Below are 20,916 nucleotides of genomic sequence, written 5' to 3' on the forward strand. Positions count from 1 at the left end.
CCCGGGTCAGGACTGGCTGCGGTTGTCGACGACGCGCTTGGCCTTGCCCTGGCTGCGCTCGACGGACCCCGGGTCGCCTACAATGATCTCGGTCGAAACGCCAACCATATCCTTGATCCGCTTGGTCAGCATCCGCGCTGCCGCGGTCTTGCTGAGCTCATCGGTGGCATCCGGATTCGCCTCAACAAACACCCGCATCGCGTCCATGCGGCCGGATTTGTAGAGCTCGATCTGATAGTAGGGCGCAAGGCCGCCGGTCGCCAGCAACTGTTCCTCTACCTGGCTGGGAAAGACGTTGACGCCGCGCAGGATGATCATGTCGTCGCTGCGCCCGGTGATCTTCTCCATCCGCCGCATCGAGCGTGCGGTGCCCGGCAGCAGGCGCGTCAGATCGCGGGTGCGGTAGCGGACCATCGGCAGGCCTTCCTTGGTCAGCGTGGTGAACACCAGCTCGCCCAGCTCGCCATCCGGCAGCACCTCGCCGGTCTGCGGGTCAATGATTTCCGGCAGGAAGTGGTCCTCCCAGATCACCGGGCCGTCCTTGGTCTCGACGCATTCATTGGCAACACCCGGCCCCATGATCTCAGACAGGCCGTAGATATCAACCGCATGCATGTCAAAGGCTTCTTCGACCTCCTTGCGCATCGCGTCGGTCCAGGGTTCGGCACCGAACACGCCGACCTTCAGCGAGCAATCCCGAGGGTCCATACCGACCTTATGGTATTGCTCCAGGATGTTGAGCATGTAGGACGGCGTCACCATGATGCCGTCAGGTTTGAAGTCGGTGATCAGGCCAACCTGCTTTTCGGTCTGGCCGCCCGACATCGGCACCACGGTCGCGCCCAGGCGCTCAATCCCGTAGTGCGCACCCAGGCCGCCGGTGAACAGACCATAGCCATAGGCGTTGTGCACCATGTCGCCCTTGCGCAGGCCCGAGGCACGCAAACTGCGTGCCACCAGATCCGCCCAGTTGCTGATGTCATTGGCAGTGTAGCCCACCACCGTCGGCTTGCCGGTGGTGCCGGAGGACGCGTGCAGGCGGATGATTTCACTGCGCGGCACCGCAAACAGGCCGAAGGGGTAATTGTCCCGCAGGTCGTTCTTGTAAGTGAAGGGGAACTTTGCCAGGTCCTTCAGCTCCTGCAGGTGGTCCGGATGCACCCCCGCCTCGTCGAACCGCTGCTTGTACATCGGCACGTTGTCATAGGCGTGGCGCAGCGACCACTTCAGCCGCTCTAGCTGAAGTGCGCGGATTTCGTCGATCGAGGCGATCTCGATCGGGTCCAGTTCACCCGTCTTGGGGCTCAGGTCTTCCATGGCGTCCTCCACACCTTATTCGTCAAACAACTGGCCTTTGACCGCTCGGGAAAAACCCCGGAACTCGGCGATCTGCTGGCCGTCCTGATTGGTCACTGTCACGTCATAAATGCCGCTGCGCCCGGTCAGGGAAATCTCGCGGGCCGTGGCAATCAGCTTGTCGCCCAGCCGTCCCGGCGCGGTGAAGCTGATCACGTTGTGCTGCGCCACCGTCGACTGGTTGCGGCTGTTGCAGGCAAAGGCAAAGGCGCTGTCAGCCAGCATGAAGGTCACACCGCCGTGGCAAATACCGTGTCCGTTGCAATGGTGCTGGGCAATGGTCAGCTCCAGCGTGGCCTCCCCCTCAGCCACATGGGTGATCTCCATCCCCGCCCATTTGGACGCATGATCTTCGGCCCACATGGCGGCGGCGGATTTTTCAGCGCGTTTTTTCGGGGTCATAGTTACTTGCCTTTGAACGCGGGTGCGCGTTTCTCAAGGAAGCTGGCCACGCCCTCAGCGTAATCCGCGCTTTCGCCGCAGGTCTTCATCGCGTCCGCCTCGATCTCCAGCTGATCCGGCAGCGTGTTGACCGCTGCCGCCTGGATGCATTGCTTGGTCAGGCCCAGGCCCAGCGTCGGGCCGTTGGCGAATTTCTCGGCCATGGCGCGGGCCTCTGCCATCAGCGCGTCATCCGGCAGCGCCTTCCAGATCAGGCCCCAGTCCTCGGCCTTCTTCGCCGGCAGCGGCTCAGCGGTCAGCGCCAACCCCTTGGCGCGCGCTTCACCCAGCAGCCGCGGCAAATGCCAGCTGCCGCCGGTATCAGGAATCAGGCCAACCTTGGAGAACGACTGGATGAACTTGGCGCTCTCTGCGGCCAGCACCATGTCGCAGGCCAGCGCCAGGTTGGCGCCCGCCCCGGCGGCCACGCCATTGACGGCGCAGATCACCGGGAAGTTCAATTCACGGATCAGCCGCACCAGCGGCGCATAGAACTTGCGTACCGTCTGGCTCAGGTCCGGCGGCCCGTCCATCTTGCGCGGATCACGGTCGCCCAGGTCCTGCCCGGCGCAGAAACCGCGCCCGGCGCCGGTCAGCAGCACCGCGCGGGCCCCGCCGTCACGCGCGGCCTCCAGCGCGGCGCGCAAGGCGTTGTGCATTTCCTCGTTGAAACTGTTCAGCCGGTCCGGGCGGTTCAGGGTGATCTCCACCCAGGTGCCGTGGTCCTCAACCAGAATCGTATCGCTCATCGCTCCCTCACCCTGTCAGCGGCGCATTTGACAAACTTCTTGCATAAACCGACCGGACGGTCAATATATCTCAGCATCGGATTCCAGCCAGCCGGCCCCGCGCCGGCCTGACGAAAAGGACAGCATCATGAGCCTTCTAGAGATTTCCAGCTTTGCAGCGGGTCAATGGGTCGCACCGGGCGCAGGCGCCCGCAACATCGCCAGCGCCATCACCGGCGAGGTGATTGCGTCAGCGGGCAACGACGCGCTCGACGTGCAGGCGATGCTTGATTACGCTCGCACTGTGGGCGGCGCCAACCTGCGCAAGCTGACCTTCCACGACCGCGCCCGGATGCTCAAGGCGCTGGCGGGCCACCTGAATCAGCACAAGCAGGCGCTTTATGATCTGTCGTTCAACACCGGCGCCACCCAGTCCGACCACATGATCGACATCGATGGCGGCATCGGCACCATGTTTGTCTTCGCCTCCAAAGGCCGCCGCGAAATGCCGGACGGGCATGTCTACCTGGATGGCGATGTGGAGCAGCTCTCCCGTAACGGCACTTTCTTGGGCCAGCACATCTGCACCCCGCTGCGCGGGGTCGCAGTGCACATCAACGCCTTCAACTTCCCGGTTTGGGGCATGCTGGAAAAACTGGCCCCCACCCTGCTGGCGGGCGTTCCCGCCATTGTGAAACCGGCCACTAACAGCTGCTACGTGACCGAGCTGGCGGTGAAACTGATGCTCGACAGCGGCATCCTGCCCGAAGGCGCGCTGCAGCTGGTCTCCGGCGGCCTCGGCGACATGCTCGACCATCTGACCATGCAGGATGTGGTCAGCTTCACCGGGTCCGCAAATACCGCGCTAAAACTGCGCGCCAACCCGGTAATCCTGGAGAACTCGGTCCGTTTCGTCGCCGAACAGGACAGCCTCAACGCCTCGATCCTCGGTCCCGACGCACAGCCCGGCACACCGGAGTTTGATCTCTTCATCAAAGAAGTCAGCCGCGAGATGACCACCAAGGCGGGCCAGAAATGCACCGCCATCCGCCGCATCATTGCGCCGCAGGCACAGGTGGACGCGGTGATCGAGGCACTGTCAGCCCGCCTGGCAAAAATCCAAATCGGCGACCCGCGCCTGGAAACCACCCGCATGGGCGCGCTGGTCTCGGGCAATCAGAAACGCGACGTGCTGGAGAAGGCCGCGATCATCGGTCAGGAGGCGGAGCGCGTCTTTGGCGACCCGGACAGCTTCTCCGTCGATGGCGCCGACGCCGAAAAAGGCGCCTTCGTCCCGCCGATGCTGTTCCACTGCGCCGACCCGGACAACGCTAGCCGCGTGCACGACACAGAGGCCTTCGGCCCCGTCTCCACCATCATGGGTTACCGCGATCTGGACCACGCCATTGATCTGGCCAACCGCGGCCAGGGCTCGCTGGTGGCCTCGGTCATCACCCATGACCCCGCCGTCGCCCGCGAGGTCGCCATCGGCGCCGGCGCCTACCACGGCCGCCTCTACTTCAACAACCGCAACTCGATGAAGGAATCGACCGGCCATGGCTCCCCCCTGCCCCACATGGTGCACGGCGGCCCGGGCCGGGCCGGCGGCGGCGAGGAGATGGGCGGCGTGCGCGGCGTCAAACACTACATGCAGCGCACCGCCATCCAGGGCTCGCCCGACATCCTGTCCGCGATTGGCGAGAAATGGGTTCCCGGCGGCACTGAGGTCAAAGGCCCCGCCCACCCTTTCACCCGCAAGTTCGGCGAGCTTTCCATCGGCGAGACCCTGCACACCGCCCCGCGCACCGTCACGCTGGAGGATATCGAAACCTTCGCCCATTTCACCGGCGACACCTTCTATGCCCACATGGACGACGAAGCCGCCAAGCGGAACCCGTTCTTCCCGGGCCGCGTGGCGCATGGCTACCTGCTCCTGTCCTTTGCCGCGGGCATGTTTGTGCAGCCGGATGAGGGCCCGGTTCTGGCCAACACCGGCCTCGACAACCTGCGCTTCATGAAACCGATTTCAGCAGGCGAAAGCATCAAGGTCCGCCTCACGGTCAAGAAGAAGACCCCCCGCAACGAGGAATACGGCGAGGTGCGCTGGCACGTCACCCTCACCAACCAGGACGGCGAGATCGCGGCAGAGTATGAACTGCTGACCATGAACGCCTTCTGAGCTTGTGCAAAAGTGGTAGGCAGCGGTAACGCTGCCGCACGCCCGGACTGGTCTAACCAGTCCGGGCGAACTATGTTTATCCCTATGAACGAACAGCATAACCCCTGGTTTGACGCCACCGTCCAGCAGCTGAACGACCCGCAGAACCAGCGGGTCTGGTCGGTCATCGTGTCGCTGTTCGGCGATCTGGCCCAGGACAAGGGCGCCCAGATCAGCGGTGGGGCGCTCACCCGCATCATCACCCCGATGGGGATCAAGCCCGAGGCAATCCGGGTGGCGCTGCACCGGCTGCGCAAAGACGGCTGGATCGAAAGCGAGCGCGCAGGCCGCGCCTCGGTGCATTACCTGACGGAATACGGCCGCAACCAATCCGCAGCCGTCACCCCGCGGATTTATGAACGCCGCGCCGCCGCGCCCGGCGACTGGCATCTGCTGATCGCCGAGGATGGCACCGGCCAGGCCACATTAGATGACGTGCTGCTGCTGCCCAATTACGTCGCAGTGAACCGCACTACCGCCTTGGGCCACGGCCCGGTCCCGCGCAGTCTGCACGACTTAATGGCCGCCGAGGTCAGCCACATTGCCGTCCCAGGCTGGCTCAAAACCCGGCTGTTTCCTGAGCCCTTGCGCGATGCCTGCGCTGCACTGCAGCGGGATTTGAGCCGGATCACCCCGCCGCCTTCCGGCCTGACACCTGCGCAGTCTGGCACCCTGCGTACGCTGATCGTGCACCGTTGGCGCCGTGTGGTGCTGCGTCATCCGGATCTGCCCGCCGGATTTCACCCAGAGGACTGGAACGGGGAAACTTGCCGCACCCTAGTGTTTCAACTTCTGGACCAGCTGCCGCTGCCAGCTCCTTCCGCTCTGGATGAACTGCCGGACTAGGCTCCAGTCAAACAGGCTGCTGAATCCCAAGGCCGCCACTCACGCGCCAACGCACCACACCCTACGCAACCTCATGTTTTAAAACAGATAACTTGCAGCGGCGGAAAAAAAACCGAAGAATCCGCATTTCCGCAGTTTTTCCGCTTGACCCAGCCCGCGCCATTCCGTAAATCGCCTCCACACAGCGAGCGGCGGAGTAGCTCAGTTGGTTAGAGCAGCGGAATCATAATCCGCGTGTCGGGGGTTCAAGTCCCTCCTCCGCTACCACTTTTCCTCTTAAAGCGTTTTTTCTGAATCCCTTTTCGGGAAAAGAGGTTGTAATTTCCGAGTGATACGCTTCGCGCATTTCAAACACGACTAAGCACGCAGAATGCCGTGCCAAACTCTGCGGCCTCCAATTCCTGGCAGCGGGCGTATTCAAACCGAGCATTCAAATCGCAAATTTTGTGCACAAGTCCGTATCAGCCAGTTGCGGAACCGGGTTGCTGCCGGTGAACCTTCTGCACGATAAGACGTGAGTATATAATAGGCATAGCCAGTTACCCCGCCATATTGACCGGCGCCACCAGCTGTCCGCTGTGCCTTAGCTCCTCGCCGAACGGCCACCAGTCCATTGCCCAGCCAAGACCGCTTGCCACGGCCTGCGGCGCGTTGGAACGCGTTATCCATTTCCGCAACCGGTTTCCAGGACTGATCGCCCAGGCCCGCAGCATTAAACCAGCGCGACCATTCGTTTGCATAATGCTGACTGCGGATCAACGGTTCGGTCACCATGTCCTCGGGCCGCAAAGGCGCAGTGCGGGATTTCAGATAGCCCGGCGAGCTCACCGGCTGGATCACCTCATCAAACAATTTGACACAGCGTATCGCCTGCGGCGACTTGTCAGAGAAGACAATGGTGTGGACCACGTCACTGTCGCTCAGATTAATCTCTTCAGGGACGGTGACGATCCGGATGGCCACCCCAGGCAAAGCTTCGCGCAACTTGGGGATCAGCCGCATGTTGGCCAGCGACTGGAACATATGCACCTAAATCATCTGCTCCAGTGTGTTTCCGGTATAAAGGGCAAAGGCCGAATTCATGGCATCCAGCGCCTGGCCCACCGGCGCCAGCAGCGCCCGGCGCTCCTCCGTCAGCTCTGCTTGCTGGCCGCTGCCGCGCTGGAGCAGCGGAGCGCCACCGAATGGCTCCAAAGCCCGCACCTGATGGCTGATTGCCAAAGCGGTGATATTCAGTTCCTGCGCCGCATCCACATTGCGGCCCAGCCTGGCGACAGCCTCAAAGGCCCGGATGGTGGTAAAAGGCGGGATCTTGCGTGGCATGTCACGAGGTCCGTGAACGGGTAGGTTGGCACAGGAGCCAATTTAGACCGGCTGACAGCACAGATCCAGCAGCTGCCGGAACCGGGGACCGTCCAGGCTATCGAACCGCAAGGCCAGCTCCGTAATCGCCTCAGCCCGGGCCTGACCCAGCACCGGAGCGGCCAGCAAATGGTATTTCTGCAAGATCTCCGCATCGCTAAGCGGCAGATCCGCATCTCCGCGCGGAGTACGCGGGGCGTCTTCGATCCGGCGGCCGTCCTTCAGCACCAGTGTGACCTGCGCCCAACGCTTGTCCGTGCTTATCCGGGTCATCTCTGCATCGTCAATCAAGGTAACTGCGCGGCTGACCCGCAGAATGTCCGGATCGCGCAGCGCCGCGTCGCTCAACTCCTCTGCCCCCACCTGGCCGCGCACGATCATCGCCGCCACCGGGAAGGCGATAGCATAGGCGAACTCATCCTGGTTCCGCGGCTCATGCCCGGCCAGCCGCGTGGCATAATGAAAGGTGCGGATTTCCACGCTTTCCACCTGCTCATGGCTGAGGGCGTGAGCCCGCATCATCTCCTGCACCGCATCCAGCGAGGGATGCGCCCAGCGGCAGCAGGGGTAGGCCTTGTAGTGCGTGTGCTCTGCCAGCCGCCAGCCCAAGCCAAGATCCGCCCAGAATTCCTTACCCTCTTCACCCTCGCAAGTCAGCGCGGGCGCCCCCGTAAAGCCCTCCATCGCCAGATAGGCCGCGGTGACACCAGAGGGTGCGCCCCAGCCGACCCCATCGCGCACCATCGACGGGTGGTCGATGCAGCGCATCATCTGGCTGCGCGGACCGTGGTATTCACCAATGCCTGCGGCCTGGCGGATCTGTTCCGCAGTGCCACCCAGAAGCTTGGCGCCCGCGGCGGCAACCCCGACCGCCGTCCAGGCGCCGGAGGTGTGGTAGTCGGCGCAGGTCGCATGCTGCACCAGCCCGGCCCGGTAGGAGATTTCATAGGCCGTGGCCAAAATTTCTGCAAAGCGCTTGCCATCTACTCCCCGGCCTGAAGCCTGTACCATAGCCATCATCGCCGGAAAGATGGCCGAACCGGCATGGCCCTTGCAGGGCGTGGTCCCGTCATGAGCATCAATCGAATCGATGGTAAAGGCCCCCGCCATCGCTGCGCCCGCCGGGCTGACCGCGCGCCCGTCCATCAGCATCCGCGACGCCCCAGCGCCACCTGCGCCGAAGAGCATCGGCGCAACCCGGCGGGCGATGCCCGAGAGGTCGGTCGCTGCACCGGCGGCTGCCACGCCCATAGTGTCCAGAAAGGACCGCCGCAGCGTCCACAGCACCTGATCCGGCAAGCCGTCAAAAGACAGCTGCGCTGCAAACTGGTCGAATTTCAAGGCCATCTGCTCTGCACCTCCTCCGCGCGTTTGCTGGGTCCAAGGCCACGCGGGCAGCAACCGCTGAAACTGCTGTGCATGGCTGGGGCAAGTTCAGCCCTATCCAGAGCCGTGCGTCAATGCTGCAGGATCTAGCTTAAGAAGGTCCGGGTCCGCTCGCTTTGCGGGTTTTCGAAGAACTGCACAGGGTCATTCTCTTCGATGATCCCGCCCGCATCCATAAAGATCACCCGGTCCGCCACCGCCTTGGTAAAACCCATCTCATGGGTCACGCAAACCATCGTCATCCCATCCTGGGCCAGTTCGACCACAGCATTCAGAACCTCGGAAACTATCTCCGGATCCTGCGCCGAGGCGGGCTCGTCGAACAGCATCACATTGGGATTCCCACTGGCCTTTCGGGATCGACTGAATGCCCGCACGGAAAATCTCGGTCATATAGGCGCCATAGCACAGGGTCAGCGCCAGGATACCGGCAGGCACGGGATCAAACACATAGCCCAGCTGGGCAGGTCCAGGTAAACCAGAAATACCTGCATCAGGTTCGATAAGCCGCGGAAAAAGGAGGCGCAGAAGCTGGCGATCGTACAGGCAAATCCAATGGAGGACAGCTTGGCCACCGCGCCGATGATAGCCAGAACCGAGACCAGCGCAATCGAAATGGCGGAGACATAATGCGTGGTGAACACGCCTTGGCTGACCATGCACCAGGCCTCTTTACGGATAAACTCGAAGTCCAGGTTGACGCGGTAGAAGAAAACAAGGAACAGGCAAAGAAGCTGCAACCAGACAATGACGGCCTGAAGGCGGAACTGCAGAAAGCCGACCACCACCACGCACAGGGTGAAACGCAGCGCCAACACTACGCCGATGGCGAATTAGCCGTAGTACCCGGCCTCAGCCGGCGCGCCGATGACCAGGCGCCTCTGCTCGCCAAACACAGTGCCATTCAGGTTCAGCACGGTAAAAACAGCCGCGGCGGCGAGCATCACGGCAATCACTTTGGGATTGCGGACCAGCGGGCCAGCCGGAATTTCCCTTACTTCGTGTTGGTGTAGTCGACGCCGTACCATTTTTCGCTGAGGCCGCTCAGCGTGCCGTCGGCGCGCATGTCCTCAACGATGCCGGTCAGCTTGGAGTTCGGCTCGGCATCGCCCTTGTCGATTGCAATCGCCAACGGCTCATAGAACACCGGGTCGCTCACGCTCTTAATCGGAAAGTTGTTTTCGATGCCGTTCAGGATCGCAGGCAGCGAGCCAACCATGCCGTCCAGACGGATGCCGTCGCCCAGGCGCAGGCCGTCCATCACTGCGGTCGAATCCTTGTGGGAACGCAGCTTGCCCGGTTCGATCTGGTATTTGAATGATGGCACACACGCCGCGTCGATAGTCAGATCGTGTTGCAGGTGCAGCTCGAAAACACTGGCGGCGGTCGCAGCCATTTTCTTGCCGCTCAAGTCCGCCAGATTGGCGGCAGGTCTGTCCTTGTGCACCGCTTCGGCGGCCGGGGTGTAGTAGTAGACAGTCAGAAAATCCAAGACTTCGATGCCCGCCTTGGCCGGGGTCATCGAGCCCGCGGACACACCCCAGCAGCCGTTCCAGTTGCCTGCGGTGATGATATCGCAATCCGGGGTCACAAACTCGACCTTAACGCCCAGGTGCTAGGCCAAATCGCGGGCCGCATCGACGTCGAAGCCGTCTATTTCGTTGTTGCCGTTCAGAAAGCTTTGCAGCGCCCAGTTAGCATCTGCCGCTACTTTCAGCGTGTTTTCCGGCGTGATCCAAACCAGCGCCTCGCCGGCCGGGCTGGCGCCCGCGGTAAAGGCGGCGGCCGTCAGAGCTGCGGCCAGGGTCAATGCGCGTCTCGTGCAAGCCATGTGAAACTCCCATGTTGAATCTCTGCAGGAAACGGGCCGGTTGCCAATGCCGCCGCTCTGTTCTTTTCGTGTCATTTGCATGAGCGGGTCCCCTCTTGCCGATTGCGCCGGTTCCAGCACCACAAACTGAAGCAGAAAACCCCGAGGGATTCTCCCAGCCTCAGTTTTTCGAAGCACTACACCCGAAAAATCTGGAATAATATCTGAATAGGGGAATGACTTGATGAGATTTCAGCAATAATGAGGCAGAAGCACTGGCTGAAAGGCACGCCCATGCGACGACGCATCCCCTCAATCACTTCTATGCTTTGCTTTGAAGCGGCAGCCAAAACCGAAGGGTTCGCCCGTGCCGCAGAAGAGATGAACGTGACCCAAAGCGCGGTCAGCCGTCAGATCCAGATCCTGGAGGCCTTTGTCGGCCAGTCGCTTTTCACCCGTTCCAAGCAACGGGTCAAGCTGACCGCAGCGGGCCGCAACCTGCTGGCCGAACTGTCGCCGCTCCTGGAGGAGCTGGAGCTGACCATCCTGAAAACCAAATCGCATGACAGCGCCGAAGGCAGCCTGAACATCGGCGTCTATCCCACCTTGGGCAGCCGCTGGCTGATGCCGCTCATCATGGGGCCAAAGGCGGAAAAGATCCGCCATACCCTCAACCTCATCACCTACCTGAAAAACACAGAGATCGACCCTAGCCTGGTCGACCTCGCCTTTGCCCAGGGCGACGCCTCCTGGCCCGGCTACCGTGCCGACCGTCTGATGAGCGACGTCCTGGTCGCCGCCGGAGCACCAGACCAATTCCCCGAGCCGCTAGAGGATCCGGAAGACCTGCTCGGCCACCGGATCCTGCAGCACTCCACCCGGCCGCTGTCCTGGCAGATCTGGTTCAAGCTGCAGGGCAAGAAGCTGCCGCGCAGGATCATCGGCCCGATGTTCAACCAGTTCGAAATGCTGATCGACGCAACCAGAAACGGCCACGGCATTGCCATCATTCCGGAAATCCTGATCCGCAAGGAACTGGAGAACGGCAGCCTGGTGCAGGTGCACCCGTTCAAGGCCTCCGACAGCGCCTATTACCTGCTGACACCCGAAGCTAAGGTCGGGGTAGTCCGGGTGGAACGCATGCGGAGCTGGTTCCTGGAACAGATGCAGACCTCCGGCCAGCCGGGCTGAGCAGCCCAGGAACCCGCTAAAAAACCGCGCCCGAAGCCCCACCAGTGGCCCAGGAAAATTCCTAGGCAATGAAAATTACTCACCGGCGCAGCTGCGCTGCGCTTGCCGGAACTGGACCGTGGTGGCATTTGAAAAAGGTTCATCAATTTCATAAATTAGAGGCTATCCGCCTCAAGCGGACGCACACCACCTGCCCCCAGCCAAACCGGACCGGATACCGGATCTTGCCGCAACTTGATGCGTTTTGGTAATCACCTGATGAAAAAATCCAGCTTTCCAAACCGCAAAATCTGAATATGGCTTAAGGAAACACCGCGCCATTTTGGGAGATGCCGCAATGACCTTCATGCCACAGATCCAGGACCGTGACGTCGAACTGATCCAGAATGCCATGTCTGAAATGCCCGACTACAAATCGGTTGCGGAATTTGTGCCCGGCCCCGGCATCGCCCGGTTGGAGCTGAAATTCGACATCGGGAAACTGCAGGAAGCGCTGGAAGAATGCCTGAAGCGCGAAGCCTTCATGGGCGGGATGCAGGATCAGGGCTTTGCCGCGCTGCCGCTGACCCAGCGCCCGGGCCAGACCGAATGGACCCCCAACGACCTGTCCGGCCGCTACTGGCTGCGCGCCGATGAGCGTTACGTCGAAGAGCCGCGCGAGGAGCTGGTGCCGGAAATCGACTTCTCCGAGTTCAATCCGAAATTCAAAGGAACCTATTTCGAACATGTGCACGAGGAACTGACCAAGCGCTTCCCGATCGGCCGCACCCGGATCCTGTCCAAGGGGCTGTACAACTGCAACTCCTGGCACCGCGACCCGGAACCGCGCCTGCACATCCCGCTGATCTCGAACCCCGGTTCGCTGTTCATCGTGAACCACCACGTGACCCACCTGCCCGCCGACGGTTCGGTCTATTTCACCGACACCCGCGCCTACCACACCGCCCTGAACGGCGGCGAGAAGCAGCGCGTGCACATCGTTGCGGCGCTGGCATACGATCAGGTCACAGAATGAGCGCTTATGGTTATGCCGCCGCAGATGCAGCCACAAACTGCATCTGCGATCTGCGCAGCGACACTCTGACCAAACCCAGCGCCGGAATGCGCGAAGCAATGATGGCCGCGCCGCTGGGTGATGACGTCTATGGCGAGGACCCGACGGTCACCCGCCTGGAACAGGAGCTTGCCGCACGCCTGGGCAAGGACGCCGCGGTGTTCTTCCCAACCGGCACCCAAAGCAACCTGGCCGCCGTCATGGCCCATTGCGGCCGCGGCGACGAGATGATCAGCGGCGACCGCTACCACCTTTACTGCGATGAGGCCGCAGGCGTGTCGGTTCTGGCCGGTGTCTCGATGGTGCCGGTTGCCACCTCTGATGACGGCGGGCTGGATCCCGGCCGCATCGCCGCCGCGATCAAGGTGGACGATCCGCATTACGCCCGCAGCCGTCTGTTGAGCCTGGAAAACAGCGTCGGCGGCCGGGTCGTGCCGCTGGAGCGGATCGAGGCAGGCGTCAAGGTCGCGCGTGAAGCTGGGCTGGCCGTGCATCTGGACGGTGCCCGCCTGTTCAACGCGATCACCGCCCTGGGATGCGGCGCCGCCGCCTTTGCCGCACCGTTCGACACCATCTCCGTCTGCCTCTCTAAGGGGCTGGGCACTCCTGCGGGCTCGGTTCTGGTTGGCCCCGATGCCCTGATGGGCCAGATCCGGCGCAACCGCAAAATCCTTGGTGGCGCGATGCGCCAATCCGGCGTGCTGGCCGCCGCCGGTCTCTATGCGCTGGACCACCACGTAACTGAGCTGGCCAATGATCACACCCGGGCATCCCGCCTGGCCAAAGCGCTGCGCGAAACCGGCATTGGCGAGGTCTCGTCCCAGACCAACATGGTTTTCCTGACACCCGAGGCAGAGGACCACGCCCGCTTGATCAGCCATATGGCTGAGGCTGGCATCAAGATCGGCGGCCAGTCCCCTGCGATCCGGATGGTGTTGCACCGGGATGTGGACGACAGCGCCCTGGATGCCGCCATCGCCGCCTTCCGTACTTTCACCCCTTGCTAACCCGGCCCCGCCTGCGCCCAAGGATATCCGCATGACCGACGCAACCAGCTTCATCCTCAACACCCGCGGCGAGGACTTGCCGCAGGCAGCCGTGCAGGACGCGGTGCGTGCTCTTGCAGACACCCTTGGCGTCGCCATAAGCGCTGTGCAGACGGATATGTCCCGGATCATCGGCACTCATGCGTAAACCATGTTTGGCGGCTAGGCCGCGCAAATCTGGCCGGAAGGAAAAACCTCCAGCGCCGCCGGTGCGGCGCTGGCCAATGCCACCACCATCGACTCGCTGAATGCTCATGACGGGCGCAAGCAGACCAAAGACCATGCCGGCTGCGGCGTTATCCCCGCCACCGTTGCGCTGGCACAGGCCGAAGGCCTGAACGATCCAAAGGAATTTCTGACCCTCGTCACCATCGGTCATAATACCGGCACCCGCGCCGGCATCGCTTTGCATCGCAGCGCATGCGACTACCACACCTCGGGCGCCTGGGTGGCACTGGCGTCCTGGGCCTGGACGCCGCCCGCACCCGCGGGGCGCTGGGGATCGCGGAACACAACGAGCCGCGCAGCCGGATGATCGTTGCATCGACGCGCCGACCATGGTCCGGAGCGGTTCCGGCTGGGGCTCGATGGCCGGCATCTCCGCAGCCTATCTCGCCCGTGAAGGTTGAGTGTCTCATCTGAATTGGCCCACCGTTATGTTTAGGAAACGGAAGGCGAACAAGCCTAAGGAAATAATTCAGAAGCTGCGGCAGGTTGATGTGCTTTTCAGCCAGGGAATGCAGCGCGTGGATGCGAGCCGCGAAGTGCGCATCACTGAGCAGACTTACTACCGCTGGCGCAAGCAGTTTGGCGGGATGGGAACCGGCCAACTGAAGGAACTCAAACGGCTTCAGAAGGAGAACGAACGGCTGCGGAAAGCCGTCTCGGATCTGACCCTGGACAAGCTCATCCTGACGGAAGCTGAAAAGGGAAGCTTCTGAGCCCTGCCCGCCGCCGGGCTTGCAGCGAGATGATACGCAGCGAGATGAAAGTGTCGGAACACCGGATCTGCCGTTTGCTGGGGCAGCATCGATCAACACACAGGTATCAATCGCAAGGCCGGGAAGAACGAGCCATTGAAGGCGCCATTTGCGACGGCACAAATGCACCTGGCGCACCATTTTTCCGCAGGCGCGCCAGGTAAACACTGCACCGGTGGTTGCAGGTGCAGCGGGAGGAGGCCTATTTCTTGTTGTGGAAGATGTTCTTGTTGTGGAAGATGAAGCCGATGAAGTTCAGCAAAAGCTGCGCCGCCAGGATCTGAGTGCTTTCAGTCGGATCATAGGCCGGGGCCACTTCCACCAGATCGATGCCAACCACATCACCGCGTTTGCTGAGACCCTGCAGGATTTCCAGCACGTCGTAATACTGGAAGCCGCCATGGCTGGGGGTGCCGGTGCCGGGCGCGATCGAGGGGCAGAAGGCATCGATGTCGATGGTCACATAGTAACGTGCGCCTTCGGGGATGCGGTCCAGCACCGCCTCCGTGCCGAGCTTGCGCACCTGGCGCACCGACAGGATGTCGGAGCCGCGCTCGCGGGCGTCGATGTAGCCTTCCTTGGCGGTCGACGACACGTTGCGGATACCCAGCTGGGTCATGCCGGTGACGTAATCCTTTTCAATCGCGCGGCGCATCGGGTTGCCGTGGCCGTCGGTGACGCCCTTGCGCTCATCGACAAAGTCCAGATGCGCGTCGATCTGGATCACATGGATCGGGCCGTTCTTAGCGCAGTCTTCCTTGTAGGCATTGATGCAGGGGATATTGACCGAATGGTCGCCGCCGATGGTCACCGGAATGGCGCCTGCATCCAGGATCTTCTTGACGCCATATTCGATATTGGCGTGGCTTTCCTCAGTCTTGGTGTGGATGATGTCGGCGTCGCCGAGGTCAACAATCCGGACGTCCGCGCCCAGATAGGTGGCGTCGTCCTCGTGATCATAGGCTCCGGCATGGCCGAAGCTGAACAGCGTCGAGGCCTCGCGCACCGCCCGCGGGCCGAACCGCGCGCCGGAGCGGAACTGGCAGCCGAAATCAAACGGCGCGCCCAAGATCGCCACGTCGGCATTGATGTTGTCCCAATCCTCGATATAGGGTTTCTTGCCGAAGGTGGCGATGCCGACAAAGGGCAGGTTCAGGCGGCCGGATTCGTAACCGTGTCCAGACATGTTTCTCTCCAGTTTCTTGTTTTAGCGGTAAGCCAGTTCCGGCAGGAACAGGGCGATTTGCGGGAAGATGACCAGCAGCCCGGTCACGATCAGAAGGATGATGAGGAAGGGTGGCACACCGCGCACCACTTCGACAAACGGTCTGCGGAAGACTGCGATGGCGGTGAACAGGTTGCAACCGAATGGCGGGGTTGCGGCGCCAATGGCCACCTGCAGGGTGATCAGCACACCGACCAGCACCGGGTCGAGGCCCGCCGCCTTGATCATCGGTGCAAAGATCGGCACCAGGATCAGGATCACCACAATCGAGTCCACGAACATGCAGCCCACGAAGAAGGCGATGTTGACGGCCAAGAGCACCATCAGCGGCCCGGCCTCATCCAGACCGAGCGAGGCGATGATTTGCTGCGGCACCTGGGCAAAGCTCAGCGTCCAGCTGAAAGCCGCACCCGCCGCGATTAGGATGAACACAACCGAGGTGATGGCACCGGTCGACAGCGCAATGTCCCAAAGGTCGCGCAGTTTGACCGAGCGGAAGATCAGCACCTCCAGCACTGCGGCGTAAAGCACGCAGATCGCTGCAGCCTCGGTAGGTGAGAACACTCCGCCGTAGATGCCGCCAACGATGATCGCGGGGAAACCCATCGGCCACAACGCCCGCCGCATGGCGGTGAACCGCTGGCCCCAGCCCTCGCGCGGCAGCACGGGTATGTCGTGGCGGTAGGCGTAGACCATGCAATAGGCCGAGAACAGCACCACGATCAGCAGCCCCGGCACGATGCCCGCGATGAACAGCTGCGAGATCGAGGTGCCGGAGACCACGCCATAGATGATCATGCCGATAGAGGGCGGAATCAGATAGGCCAGGTCAGCCGCATTGACGATCAGGCCGATGGCAAAGCTGTCCTTGTAGCCGGACTTCAGCATCCTGGGCCGCATTGCGCCGCCGATGGCCACCACGGTCGCCTGGGTCGAGCCGCAGACTGCACCGAACAGCGCGCAAGCCGAGGTCACCGAGATCGCCAGCCCACCCTTGATATGGCCCATGAAGCTCATCACCACGTCGATCAGCCGGTTGGCGGAATGGCCGCGGGTGATGATATCGGCAGCCAGGATGAACATCGGCACTGCAATCAGCGCGGCAGGCTTCACCCCGCCGATCATCTGCTGGATCAGGATCTGCATGTTCATGGATGGGAAGTAGACAAGGAAGCCCAGCACCGCGGCCGAGATCAGCGGCATCTTCATCGGGAACCCTGCCAGCAACAACAGGATCATCACGGCAAGCATCAGTTCGGTCATTGCTTTTCCTCCCCGCCCCGCATTTCTTCACCGGCGTCTTCATAGCGCTGAATGGCTGCGGCGGTTTCCGGATCTTCGTAGCTGTCCACCTCCAGGTAAGAGACATAGATCTCCTCCTCGGCGAAATTCAGATTGCGCAGCGCGGTCAGCAGATACTGGAACGAGGTCAGCGCCAGCCCGATCACCACCCAGACGTAAGTCAGGTACAGCGGCACCTGCAGCGCCGGGGTGATACGGCCGCGGCTGGCGACCTTCTGCACATATTCCAGCGCGTACCACGCGAGCAGCGCCATCATCGCCGCCGTGGTCGCGGCAATCACCACCATCAGCCCCTTGCGCATCTTCACCGGCAGCGCGTCATAGATCGCCGACATGCGGATGTGGATGCCCTTGCGAGTGGCATAGCCCAGCCCCATGAAAGTGACGATGACAATCAGGAACTCATTGAGTTCTTCAGAGAAATAGATCGACTGGTTGAACACGTAGCGGCCAAAGACATTGGCGATTGTGTTGCCAGCCATCAGGATGATCCCCCAGCCCAGGATCCAGACCTCGATACGCCCGATGGCACCGTCAATCTTTCCCAGAAAGCCGAAGGGAGCGGGTTTGCCGTCTTGCATGATATCCTCCCTTGGTGCGGCCCCGCACAAATGCGCGCGGGGCCTGAAAGCGGGATCAGTTGCCCGCCAGCTCTGCCTGCAGCGCGTCCAGCAGCTCCTGACCGCGGGCGCCTGCGGTCTCGACATAGGCCGCGGCAGTGTCGCCCGAACGGGCACGGAAGACGTCACGCTCTTCTTCGGTCAGAACCACCAGGCCGATGTCCGGCTTGGCTTCCTTGATCACGTCCAGGCGGGCCTGGTTGAAGTCGGTGACCACGCCGTCGATGAAGCCGGTCATGTCCGCCATGGTGTCGCGCACCAGTTTCTGACGGTCCGGAGTCAGGGTGGCAAACCAGTCGGAGCCTGCGACCACAGTGGTCACCAGTTCCTGCTCACCGGCCCAAATCAGGTGGCTGGTGACTTCATAGAACTTCATTTCTTCGATGGTCGGGATCGGGTTCACCTGGCCGTCGACCGCTCCTAGCTGCAGCGCGCCGAACACCTCGCCAAACGGCAGCGGAGTGGGGCTTGCACCCATGTTCTTGTAGGTCTCCAGCAGGATCGGCGACACCATCACCCGCATCTTGAAGTTCTCGAAGTCCTCCGGAGTGCGGATCTCGCGGTTGGTGGTCCAGACCTGCGGGCCCTCGGAATACATGGTCATCACTTCCAGGCCGCGTTTCTGGAAGTCCGCGTTCAGATCGCCATAGATAGTGTCCGAGCTGCTGAGGATCTTCGAGATCGCCGCCGGGTCGGAGGGCAGCAGATAGGGCAGCAGGAACACCTGGCTTTCCGGCACGATGGTGCCCAGGTTGCCGATCGAGACGTTGGTCAGCTGGATGATGCCGTCCGCCGCCTGCTCAACGGTCTCGGTCGGGGTGCCCAGGGTTCCCATCGGGTAGACGCTCACGGTCACATCGCCATCGGTCGCCGCCTCGATGCGCTTTTTGAACTCCTGCGCATAGGCGTCCATGATCGAGCCCGGAATTTCTTCGATGGCGAATTTCCAGTCTTCGGCAAACACGGCGGCTGGCGCCAGGCTCAGCAGCGCCGCAGCGGCGGTGGTTTTCAGGGTTTTCAAGGTAAAGGCCATGCGGGTCTCCTCCCAGTTGGCTTGGTTAACGGGGTCGGGAGGCACCTCAGCACGAGCTTAGGGATTGAAAAATATTACGTTGATTATATTTGCATGAAAGATTTTTATGTAATGCCTCCCATAACCAGACGGCCATATCATGAAGCTGTTGCACAACACGCTGCTGGAAACTTTTGTCACCGTCGTTGATTGCGGCGGATTTTCTGATGCGCAATATGCCCTTGGTGTCACGCAATCGGCCATCAGTATCCGCATTCGCGACCTTGAAACCTCGCTGGGCTACCGGATCTGCGAACGCGGCCGCGGCGGCTTCCGTCTGACGGAGCGCGGTGAGATCGCTTATCAGAAAGCCCGCGACATTCTGCGCAGCGCGCGCGATTTCGATGCCGAGCTGCTGGAGCTGCGGGATACCATTGCCGGGGACCTGCGGATCGGCACCGTGGATTCGATCGACAGCCTTCCCAGTTTGAAATTTGCAGAGGCCCTGCAGCAATTCCTCGCACGTCCGAATGAAGTCAGGATTGAAATTGTGGTTGCCTCCCCTGCCGACCTGACCCAGCAGCTGATCACCGGTGAACTGAATGTTGCCGTGGCGCCGTTTCGCAGCCAGGTGCCGGAGCTGGAGTATTCAGAACTGTGCTGTGAGGAGCACAAGCTTTACTGCGCGCAGAAGCATCCTTTGTTTGCTGTACCGGACAGTGAAATCAGTCTTGAAACCATCGGGCAGTATCCGTTGTGCCAGCGCTCTTATGACATGCTGGTTTCACCGAAACTTGGATCGCCGGAACCAACGGCGGTTGTGGCCAACATGGAGGCCATGGCGATGCTCATTGAAACCGGTCATTTTCTGGGGCCGCTGCCCACACATTTTGCCTGCAGGCGGGTTGCAGACGGCAGGTTTCGGGAAATCAGGAACAGCCAAATGCAATGGACCTCAACCTTTTATCTCGCAACGCGCCGTGTTCATGTGCTGAGACATGCCGTGGAGCTGTTCGCCCAAGACCTGCAGAACGCTTGCCTTGCTGAAAGCAAGCCGCAGGCATGAGGCAAGACGAAGCACGTCTGCTTGCCGGCTGCAAACTTACAGAAGGAGACAGTGCCTGCAGCGCCGGTGCGGTCAGGTGAACGTGTTACAATTCTCTTGACTCAGAAAATCCGTTTTGCCATTCAGCCAAAGTGACCGGTTCCGCGAGTGTTTCAATGCGCAGCGGAAGAAATAGGGAACACGGTGCGGCGTACCCAAAAGGGACCAAATCCGTGACTGCCCCCGCAACTGTGAGCGGTGAGTGACGCTGAACATGCCACTGGGAACTGTCCCGGGAAGGCCAGCCGAACCAGGACCCGCGAGTCAGGAGACCTGCCGGACGCGAGGAATGGGACTCTGCTTGCAGAGGCCCTCTCTTCTTTTTCAACCGGACGCCGGGGTGCGCGTCTGGCCCGGGCGTTGTTTCGACAATTCCGTGCCGCTACTCCCCGTTGTTCATTCCTGATTGCAGGTGCGCCTGCGTCGTCGAATGAGGACGAAATGAAACTGAACTACCTGGCCGCTGCTCTGGCCGTTTCCCTGCCGGTTACCGCATCGGCGCATTTCCAGCTGAACTACACCGAAAACGCGCTGATCGAGAAGCCCGGCGATGTGCCAATGGGCCTGGTGTTCTGGCACCCGATGGCCAACGGCCATGCGATGGACATGGGCAAGCCCGAAGAATTCTTCATGATCCACAAAGGCGAGAAGACCGACCTGACGGACCGCCTGGAGCCCGCCACCTTCAAGGGTGTTGAGAACGAAGCCTCGGCCTACAAGGCCTCCGTTCCGGTGAAACGCTCGGGCGACTATGTCGTGGTGACCGTGCCCGCGCCTTATTACGAGGAAAGCGAGGACATCTACATCCAGCAGATCGCCAAGGTCGTGCTGAACCGCAACACCCTGCCCACCGACTGGGACCAGCCGGTTGGCCTGGCCACCGAGATCCTGCCGCTGAACAAACCCTACAACGTCATCGTCGGCTCCACCTTCTCGGGTCAGGTTCTGGCCGACGGCAAGCCGGTTGCCGGTGCCGAGATCGAGATCGAATTCATGGCGGCTGAGCCGGATCTCGAGAAATTCTCCACCACCAGCCCGACCGTGGGCGAGATGCCGGGCGGTGCGATTGTTGCCATCGCAGACCAGAACGGCGTGTTCTCCTTCGGTATCCCGAAAGCGGGCTACTGGGGCTTTGCGGCTCTGGGCTCGGGCCCGGCGACCGAGCATGAGGGTAAGGAACTCAGCCAGGATGCTGTGCTGTGGATCCACGCTGAAGAGCTGAAGTGAGACTGAC

At 61.6% G+C, this 20,916-nt stretch carries 23 protein-coding genes, 1 tRNA gene, 2 pseudogenes and 1 riboswitch; of the genes and pseudogenes, 12 read left to right on the top strand and 14 right to left on the bottom strand.

Going from position 1 to position 20,916, the window contains the following annotated elements:
• Positions 1–6: 6 nt before the first annotated feature.
• The 3 genes from paaK to paaG are packed head-to-tail and all read right to left on the bottom strand — an operon-like array spanning position 7 to position 2,546.
• Positions 7–1,317: a phenylacetate--CoA ligase PaaK gene (paaK, locus tag ACXAEK_RS02060; protein ID WP_475039579.1), complete on the bottom strand. Its 1,311-nt coding sequence runs from the start codon at positions 1,315–1,317 to the stop codon at positions 7–9.
• Between the two features lie 15 nt (positions 1,318–1,332).
• Positions 1,333–1,758 (bottom strand): hydroxyphenylacetyl-CoA thioesterase PaaI, encoded by a 426-nt coding sequence (gene paaI / locus ACXAEK_RS02065; RefSeq protein WP_475039580.1) that lies wholly within the window; start codon positions 1,756–1,758, stop codon positions 1,333–1,335.
• A gap of 2 nt (positions 1,759–1,760) precedes the next feature.
• Positions 1,761–2,546 carry a 2-(1,2-epoxy-1,2-dihydrophenyl)acetyl-CoA isomerase PaaG gene (gene paaG / locus ACXAEK_RS02070; protein ID WP_475039581.1) on the bottom strand — a complete coding sequence of 262 codons (786 nt, stop codon included), beginning with the start codon at positions 2,544–2,546 and terminating at the stop codon, positions 1,761–1,763.
• Between the two features lie 127 nt (positions 2,547–2,673).
• On the opposite strand from paaG, the gene paaZ reads away from it, so the two are divergent.
• The 3 genes from paaZ to ACXAEK_RS02085 all read left to right on the top strand — a co-directional run bounded on the left by paaZ (position 2,674) and on the right by ACXAEK_RS02085 (position 5,856).
• Positions 2,674–4,704 (top strand): phenylacetic acid degradation bifunctional protein PaaZ, encoded by a 2,031-nt coding sequence (gene paaZ / locus ACXAEK_RS02075; protein WP_475039583.1) that lies wholly within the window; start codon positions 2,674–2,676, stop codon positions 4,702–4,704.
• Between the two features lie 84 nt (positions 4,705–4,788).
• A complete protein-coding gene (locus ACXAEK_RS02080; RefSeq protein ID WP_475039585.1) occupies positions 4,789–5,589 on the top strand; it encodes a PaaX family transcriptional regulator C-terminal domain-containing protein in 801 nt (266 codons plus the stop codon).
• Positions 5,590–5,779: 190 nt separating this feature from the next.
• Positions 5,780–5,856 (top strand) — tRNA-Met (locus ACXAEK_RS02085).
• Positions 5,857–6,006: 150 nt separating this feature from the next.
• Here the strand turns inward: ACXAEK_RS02085 and ACXAEK_RS02090 are convergent.
• The 5 genes and pseudogenes from ACXAEK_RS02090 to ACXAEK_RS02110 form a co-directional block, all read right to left on the bottom strand.
• A complete protein-coding gene (locus tag ACXAEK_RS02090) occupies positions 6,007–6,612 on the bottom strand; it encodes a LysR substrate-binding domain-containing protein (protein WP_475039587.1) in 606 nt (201 codons plus the stop codon).
• 6 nt (positions 6,613–6,618) lie between these two features.
• Positions 6,619–6,912 (bottom strand): LysR family transcriptional regulator, encoded by a 294-nt coding sequence (locus ACXAEK_RS02095; protein ID WP_475039588.1) that lies wholly within the window; start codon positions 6,910–6,912, stop codon positions 6,619–6,621.
• A gap of 42 nt (positions 6,913–6,954) precedes the next feature.
• Positions 6,955–8,298: an MmgE/PrpD family protein gene (locus ACXAEK_RS02100; RefSeq protein ID WP_475039590.1), complete on the bottom strand. Its 1,344-nt coding sequence runs from the start codon at positions 8,296–8,298 to the stop codon at positions 6,955–6,957.
• Between the two features lie 125 nt (positions 8,299–8,423).
• Positions 8,424–8,675: pseudogene (locus ACXAEK_RS02105) on the bottom strand (amino acid ABC transporter ATP-binding protein); the annotation flags it as partial.
• A 75-nt stretch (positions 8,676–8,750) separates the two neighbouring features.
• Positions 8,751–8,996 (bottom strand): hypothetical protein, encoded by a 246-nt coding sequence (locus ACXAEK_RS02110; RefSeq protein WP_475039592.1) that lies wholly within the window; start codon positions 8,994–8,996, stop codon positions 8,751–8,753.
• On the opposite strand from ACXAEK_RS02110, the gene ACXAEK_RS02115 reads away from it, so the two are divergent.
• Positions 8,985–9,350 (top strand): hypothetical protein, encoded by a 366-nt coding sequence (locus ACXAEK_RS02115; RefSeq protein ID WP_475039594.1) that lies wholly within the window; start codon positions 8,985–8,987, stop codon positions 9,348–9,350. The two genes, ACXAEK_RS02110 and ACXAEK_RS02115, sit on opposite strands and share 12 nt — an antisense overlap.
• Here the strand turns inward: ACXAEK_RS02115 and ACXAEK_RS02120 are convergent.
• Together ACXAEK_RS02120 and ACXAEK_RS02125 are read right to left on the bottom strand one after the other, a co-directional pair.
• Entirely contained in the window at positions 9,332–9,949 is a 618-nt protein-coding gene (locus tag ACXAEK_RS02120) for a transporter substrate-binding domain-containing protein (RefSeq protein ID WP_475045160.1), read from the bottom strand. The two genes, ACXAEK_RS02115 and ACXAEK_RS02120, sit on opposite strands and share 19 nt — an antisense overlap.
• A 3-nt stretch (positions 9,950–9,952) precedes the next feature.
• On the bottom strand, positions 9,953–10,168 hold the full coding sequence (locus ACXAEK_RS02125; protein WP_475039595.1) for a hypothetical protein: 216 nt from the start codon (positions 10,166–10,168) through the stop codon (positions 9,953–9,955).
• A 273-nt stretch (positions 10,169–10,441) separates the two neighbouring features.
• Between ACXAEK_RS02125 and ACXAEK_RS02130 the strand changes: the two genes are divergently transcribed.
• From ACXAEK_RS02130 to ACXAEK_RS02155, 6 genes and pseudogenes are all read left to right on the top strand, one after another.
• Positions 10,442–11,338 carry a LysR substrate-binding domain-containing protein gene (locus tag ACXAEK_RS02130; protein WP_475039597.1) on the top strand — a complete coding sequence of 299 codons (897 nt, stop codon included), beginning with the start codon at positions 10,442–10,444 and terminating at the stop codon, positions 11,336–11,338.
• Positions 11,339–11,675: 337 nt separating this feature from the next.
• The gene (locus tag ACXAEK_RS02135) at positions 11,676–12,353 is read left to right on the top strand and encodes a hypothetical protein (RefSeq protein ID WP_475039599.1); all 678 of its coding nucleotides are present in this window, start codon (positions 11,676–11,678) and stop codon (positions 12,351–12,353) included.
• Positions 12,350–13,399, top strand: coding sequence for a low-specificity L-threonine aldolase (gene ltaE / locus ACXAEK_RS02140; protein WP_475039600.1), 1,050 nt, complete (start codon positions 12,350–12,352; stop codon positions 13,397–13,399). Before ACXAEK_RS02135 ends, ltaE begins: the two co-directional genes overlap by 4 nt.
• A gap of 31 nt (positions 13,400–13,430) precedes the next feature.
• Positions 13,431–13,586 carry a hypothetical protein gene (locus ACXAEK_RS02145; protein WP_475039601.1) on the top strand — a complete coding sequence of 52 codons (156 nt, stop codon included), beginning with the start codon at positions 13,431–13,433 and terminating at the stop codon, positions 13,584–13,586.
• A gap of 69 nt (positions 13,587–13,655) precedes the next feature.
• Complete coding sequence (locus ACXAEK_RS02150; protein ID WP_475045161.1) at positions 13,656–13,973, top strand: MmgE/PrpD family protein; 318 nt, start codon at positions 13,656–13,658, stop codon at positions 13,971–13,973.
• A gap of 121 nt (positions 13,974–14,094) precedes the next feature.
• Positions 14,095–14,528: pseudogene (locus ACXAEK_RS02155) on the top strand (transposase); the annotation flags it as partial.
• 92 nt (positions 14,529–14,620) lie between these two features.
• Here ACXAEK_RS02155 and speB read toward each other — a convergent pair.
• From speB to ACXAEK_RS02175, 4 genes are read right to left on the bottom strand one after another with little or no spacing between them, the layout of a single operon-like run.
• Positions 14,621–15,604 carry an agmatinase gene (speB, locus tag ACXAEK_RS02160; RefSeq protein WP_475039602.1) on the bottom strand — a complete coding sequence of 328 codons (984 nt, stop codon included), beginning with the start codon at positions 15,602–15,604 and terminating at the stop codon, positions 14,621–14,623.
• A 21-nt stretch (positions 15,605–15,625) separates the two neighbouring features.
• Positions 15,626–16,906 (bottom strand): TRAP transporter large permease, encoded by a 1,281-nt coding sequence (locus ACXAEK_RS02165; protein ID WP_475039604.1) that lies wholly within the window; start codon positions 16,904–16,906, stop codon positions 15,626–15,628.
• Entirely contained in the window at positions 16,903–17,526 is a 624-nt protein-coding gene (locus ACXAEK_RS02170; RefSeq protein WP_475039606.1) for a TRAP transporter small permease, read from the bottom strand. The genes ACXAEK_RS02165 and ACXAEK_RS02170 overlap by 4 nt, the downstream gene beginning before the upstream one ends.
• Positions 17,527–17,581: 55 nt before the next feature.
• Positions 17,582–18,598, bottom strand: coding sequence for a TRAP transporter substrate-binding protein (locus ACXAEK_RS02175; RefSeq protein ID WP_475039608.1), 1,017 nt, complete (start codon positions 18,596–18,598; stop codon positions 17,582–17,584).
• 139 nt (positions 18,599–18,737) lie between these two features.
• On the opposite strand from ACXAEK_RS02175, the gene ACXAEK_RS02180 reads away from it, so the two are divergent.
• Together ACXAEK_RS02180 and ACXAEK_RS02185 are read left to right on the top strand one after the other, a co-directional pair.
• On the top strand, positions 18,738–19,643 hold the full coding sequence (locus ACXAEK_RS02180) for a LysR family transcriptional regulator (protein WP_475039610.1): 906 nt from the start codon (positions 18,738–18,740) through the stop codon (positions 19,641–19,643).
• Between the two features lie 119 nt (positions 19,644–19,762).
• Positions 19,763–19,977: riboswitch (cobalamin riboswitch) on the top strand.
• A 146-nt stretch (positions 19,978–20,123) separates the two neighbouring features.
• Entirely contained in the window at positions 20,124–20,909 is a 786-nt protein-coding gene (locus tag ACXAEK_RS02185; RefSeq protein WP_475039612.1) for a DUF4198 domain-containing protein, read from the top strand.
• The last annotated feature ends 7 nt before the right edge of the window (positions 20,910–20,916 follow it).

It is taken from the genome of Leisingera sp. ABM4_101 (assembly GCF_056158725.1).

Bases quoted from the DNA above. Each gene is read 5' to 3' on its own strand.
- paaK (WP_475039579.1), bottom strand. From the start codon at position 1,317: ATGGAAGACCTGAGCCCCAAGACGGGTGAACTGGACCCGATCGAGATC.
- paaI (WP_475039580.1), bottom strand. From the start codon at position 1,758: ATGACCCCGAAAAAACGCGCTGAAAAATCCGCCGCCGCCATGTGGGCC.
- paaG (WP_475039581.1), bottom strand. From the start codon at position 2,546: ATGAGCGATACGATTCTGGTTGAGGACCACGGCACCTGGGTGGAGATC.
- paaZ (WP_475039583.1), top strand. From the start codon at position 2,674: ATGAGCCTTCTAGAGATTTCCAGCTTTGCAGCGGGTCAATGGGTCGCA.
- ACXAEK_RS02080 (WP_475039585.1), top strand. From the start codon at position 4,789: ATGAACGAACAGCATAACCCCTGGTTTGACGCCACCGTCCAGCAGCTG.
- ACXAEK_RS02090 (WP_475039587.1), bottom strand. From the start codon at position 6,612: ATGTTCCAGTCGCTGGCCAACATGCGGCTGATCCCCAAGTTGCGCGAA.
- ACXAEK_RS02095 (WP_475039588.1), bottom strand. From the start codon at position 6,912: ATGCCACGCAAGATCCCGCCTTTTACCACCATCCGGGCCTTTGAGGCT.
- ACXAEK_RS02100 (WP_475039590.1), bottom strand. From the start codon at position 8,298: ATGGCCTTGAAATTCGACCAGTTTGCAGCGCAGCTGTCTTTTGACGGC.
- ACXAEK_RS02110 (WP_475039592.1), bottom strand. From the start codon at position 8,996: ATGGTCAGCCAAGGCGTGTTCACCACGCATTATGTCTCCGCCATTTCG.
- ACXAEK_RS02125 (WP_475039595.1), bottom strand. From the start codon at position 10,168: ATGGCTTGCACGAGACGCGCATTGACCCTGGCCGCAGCTCTGACGGCC.
- ACXAEK_RS02130 (WP_475039597.1), top strand. From the start codon at position 10,442: ATGCGACGACGCATCCCCTCAATCACTTCTATGCTTTGCTTTGAAGCG.
- ACXAEK_RS02135 (WP_475039599.1), top strand. From the start codon at position 11,676: ATGACCTTCATGCCACAGATCCAGGACCGTGACGTCGAACTGATCCAG.
- ltaE (WP_475039600.1), top strand. From the start codon at position 12,350: ATGAGCGCTTATGGTTATGCCGCCGCAGATGCAGCCACAAACTGCATC.
- ACXAEK_RS02145 (WP_475039601.1), top strand. From the start codon at position 13,431: ATGACCGACGCAACCAGCTTCATCCTCAACACCCGCGGCGAGGACTTG.
- speB (WP_475039602.1), bottom strand. From the start codon at position 15,604: ATGTCTGGACACGGTTACGAATCCGGCCGCCTGAACCTGCCCTTTGTC.
- ACXAEK_RS02165 (WP_475039604.1), bottom strand. From the start codon at position 16,906: ATGACCGAACTGATGCTTGCCGTGATGATCCTGTTGTTGCTGGCAGGG.
- ACXAEK_RS02170 (WP_475039606.1), bottom strand. From the start codon at position 17,526: ATGCAAGACGGCAAACCCGCTCCCTTCGGCTTTCTGGGAAAGATTGAC.
- ACXAEK_RS02175 (WP_475039608.1), bottom strand. From the start codon at position 18,598: ATGGCCTTTACCTTGAAAACCCTGAAAACCACCGCCGCTGCGGCGCTG.
- ACXAEK_RS02180 (WP_475039610.1), top strand. From the start codon at position 18,738: ATGAAGCTGTTGCACAACACGCTGCTGGAAACTTTTGTCACCGTCGTT.
- ACXAEK_RS02185 (WP_475039612.1), top strand. From the start codon at position 20,124: ATGAAACTGAACTACCTGGCCGCTGCTCTGGCCGTTTCCCTGCCGGTT.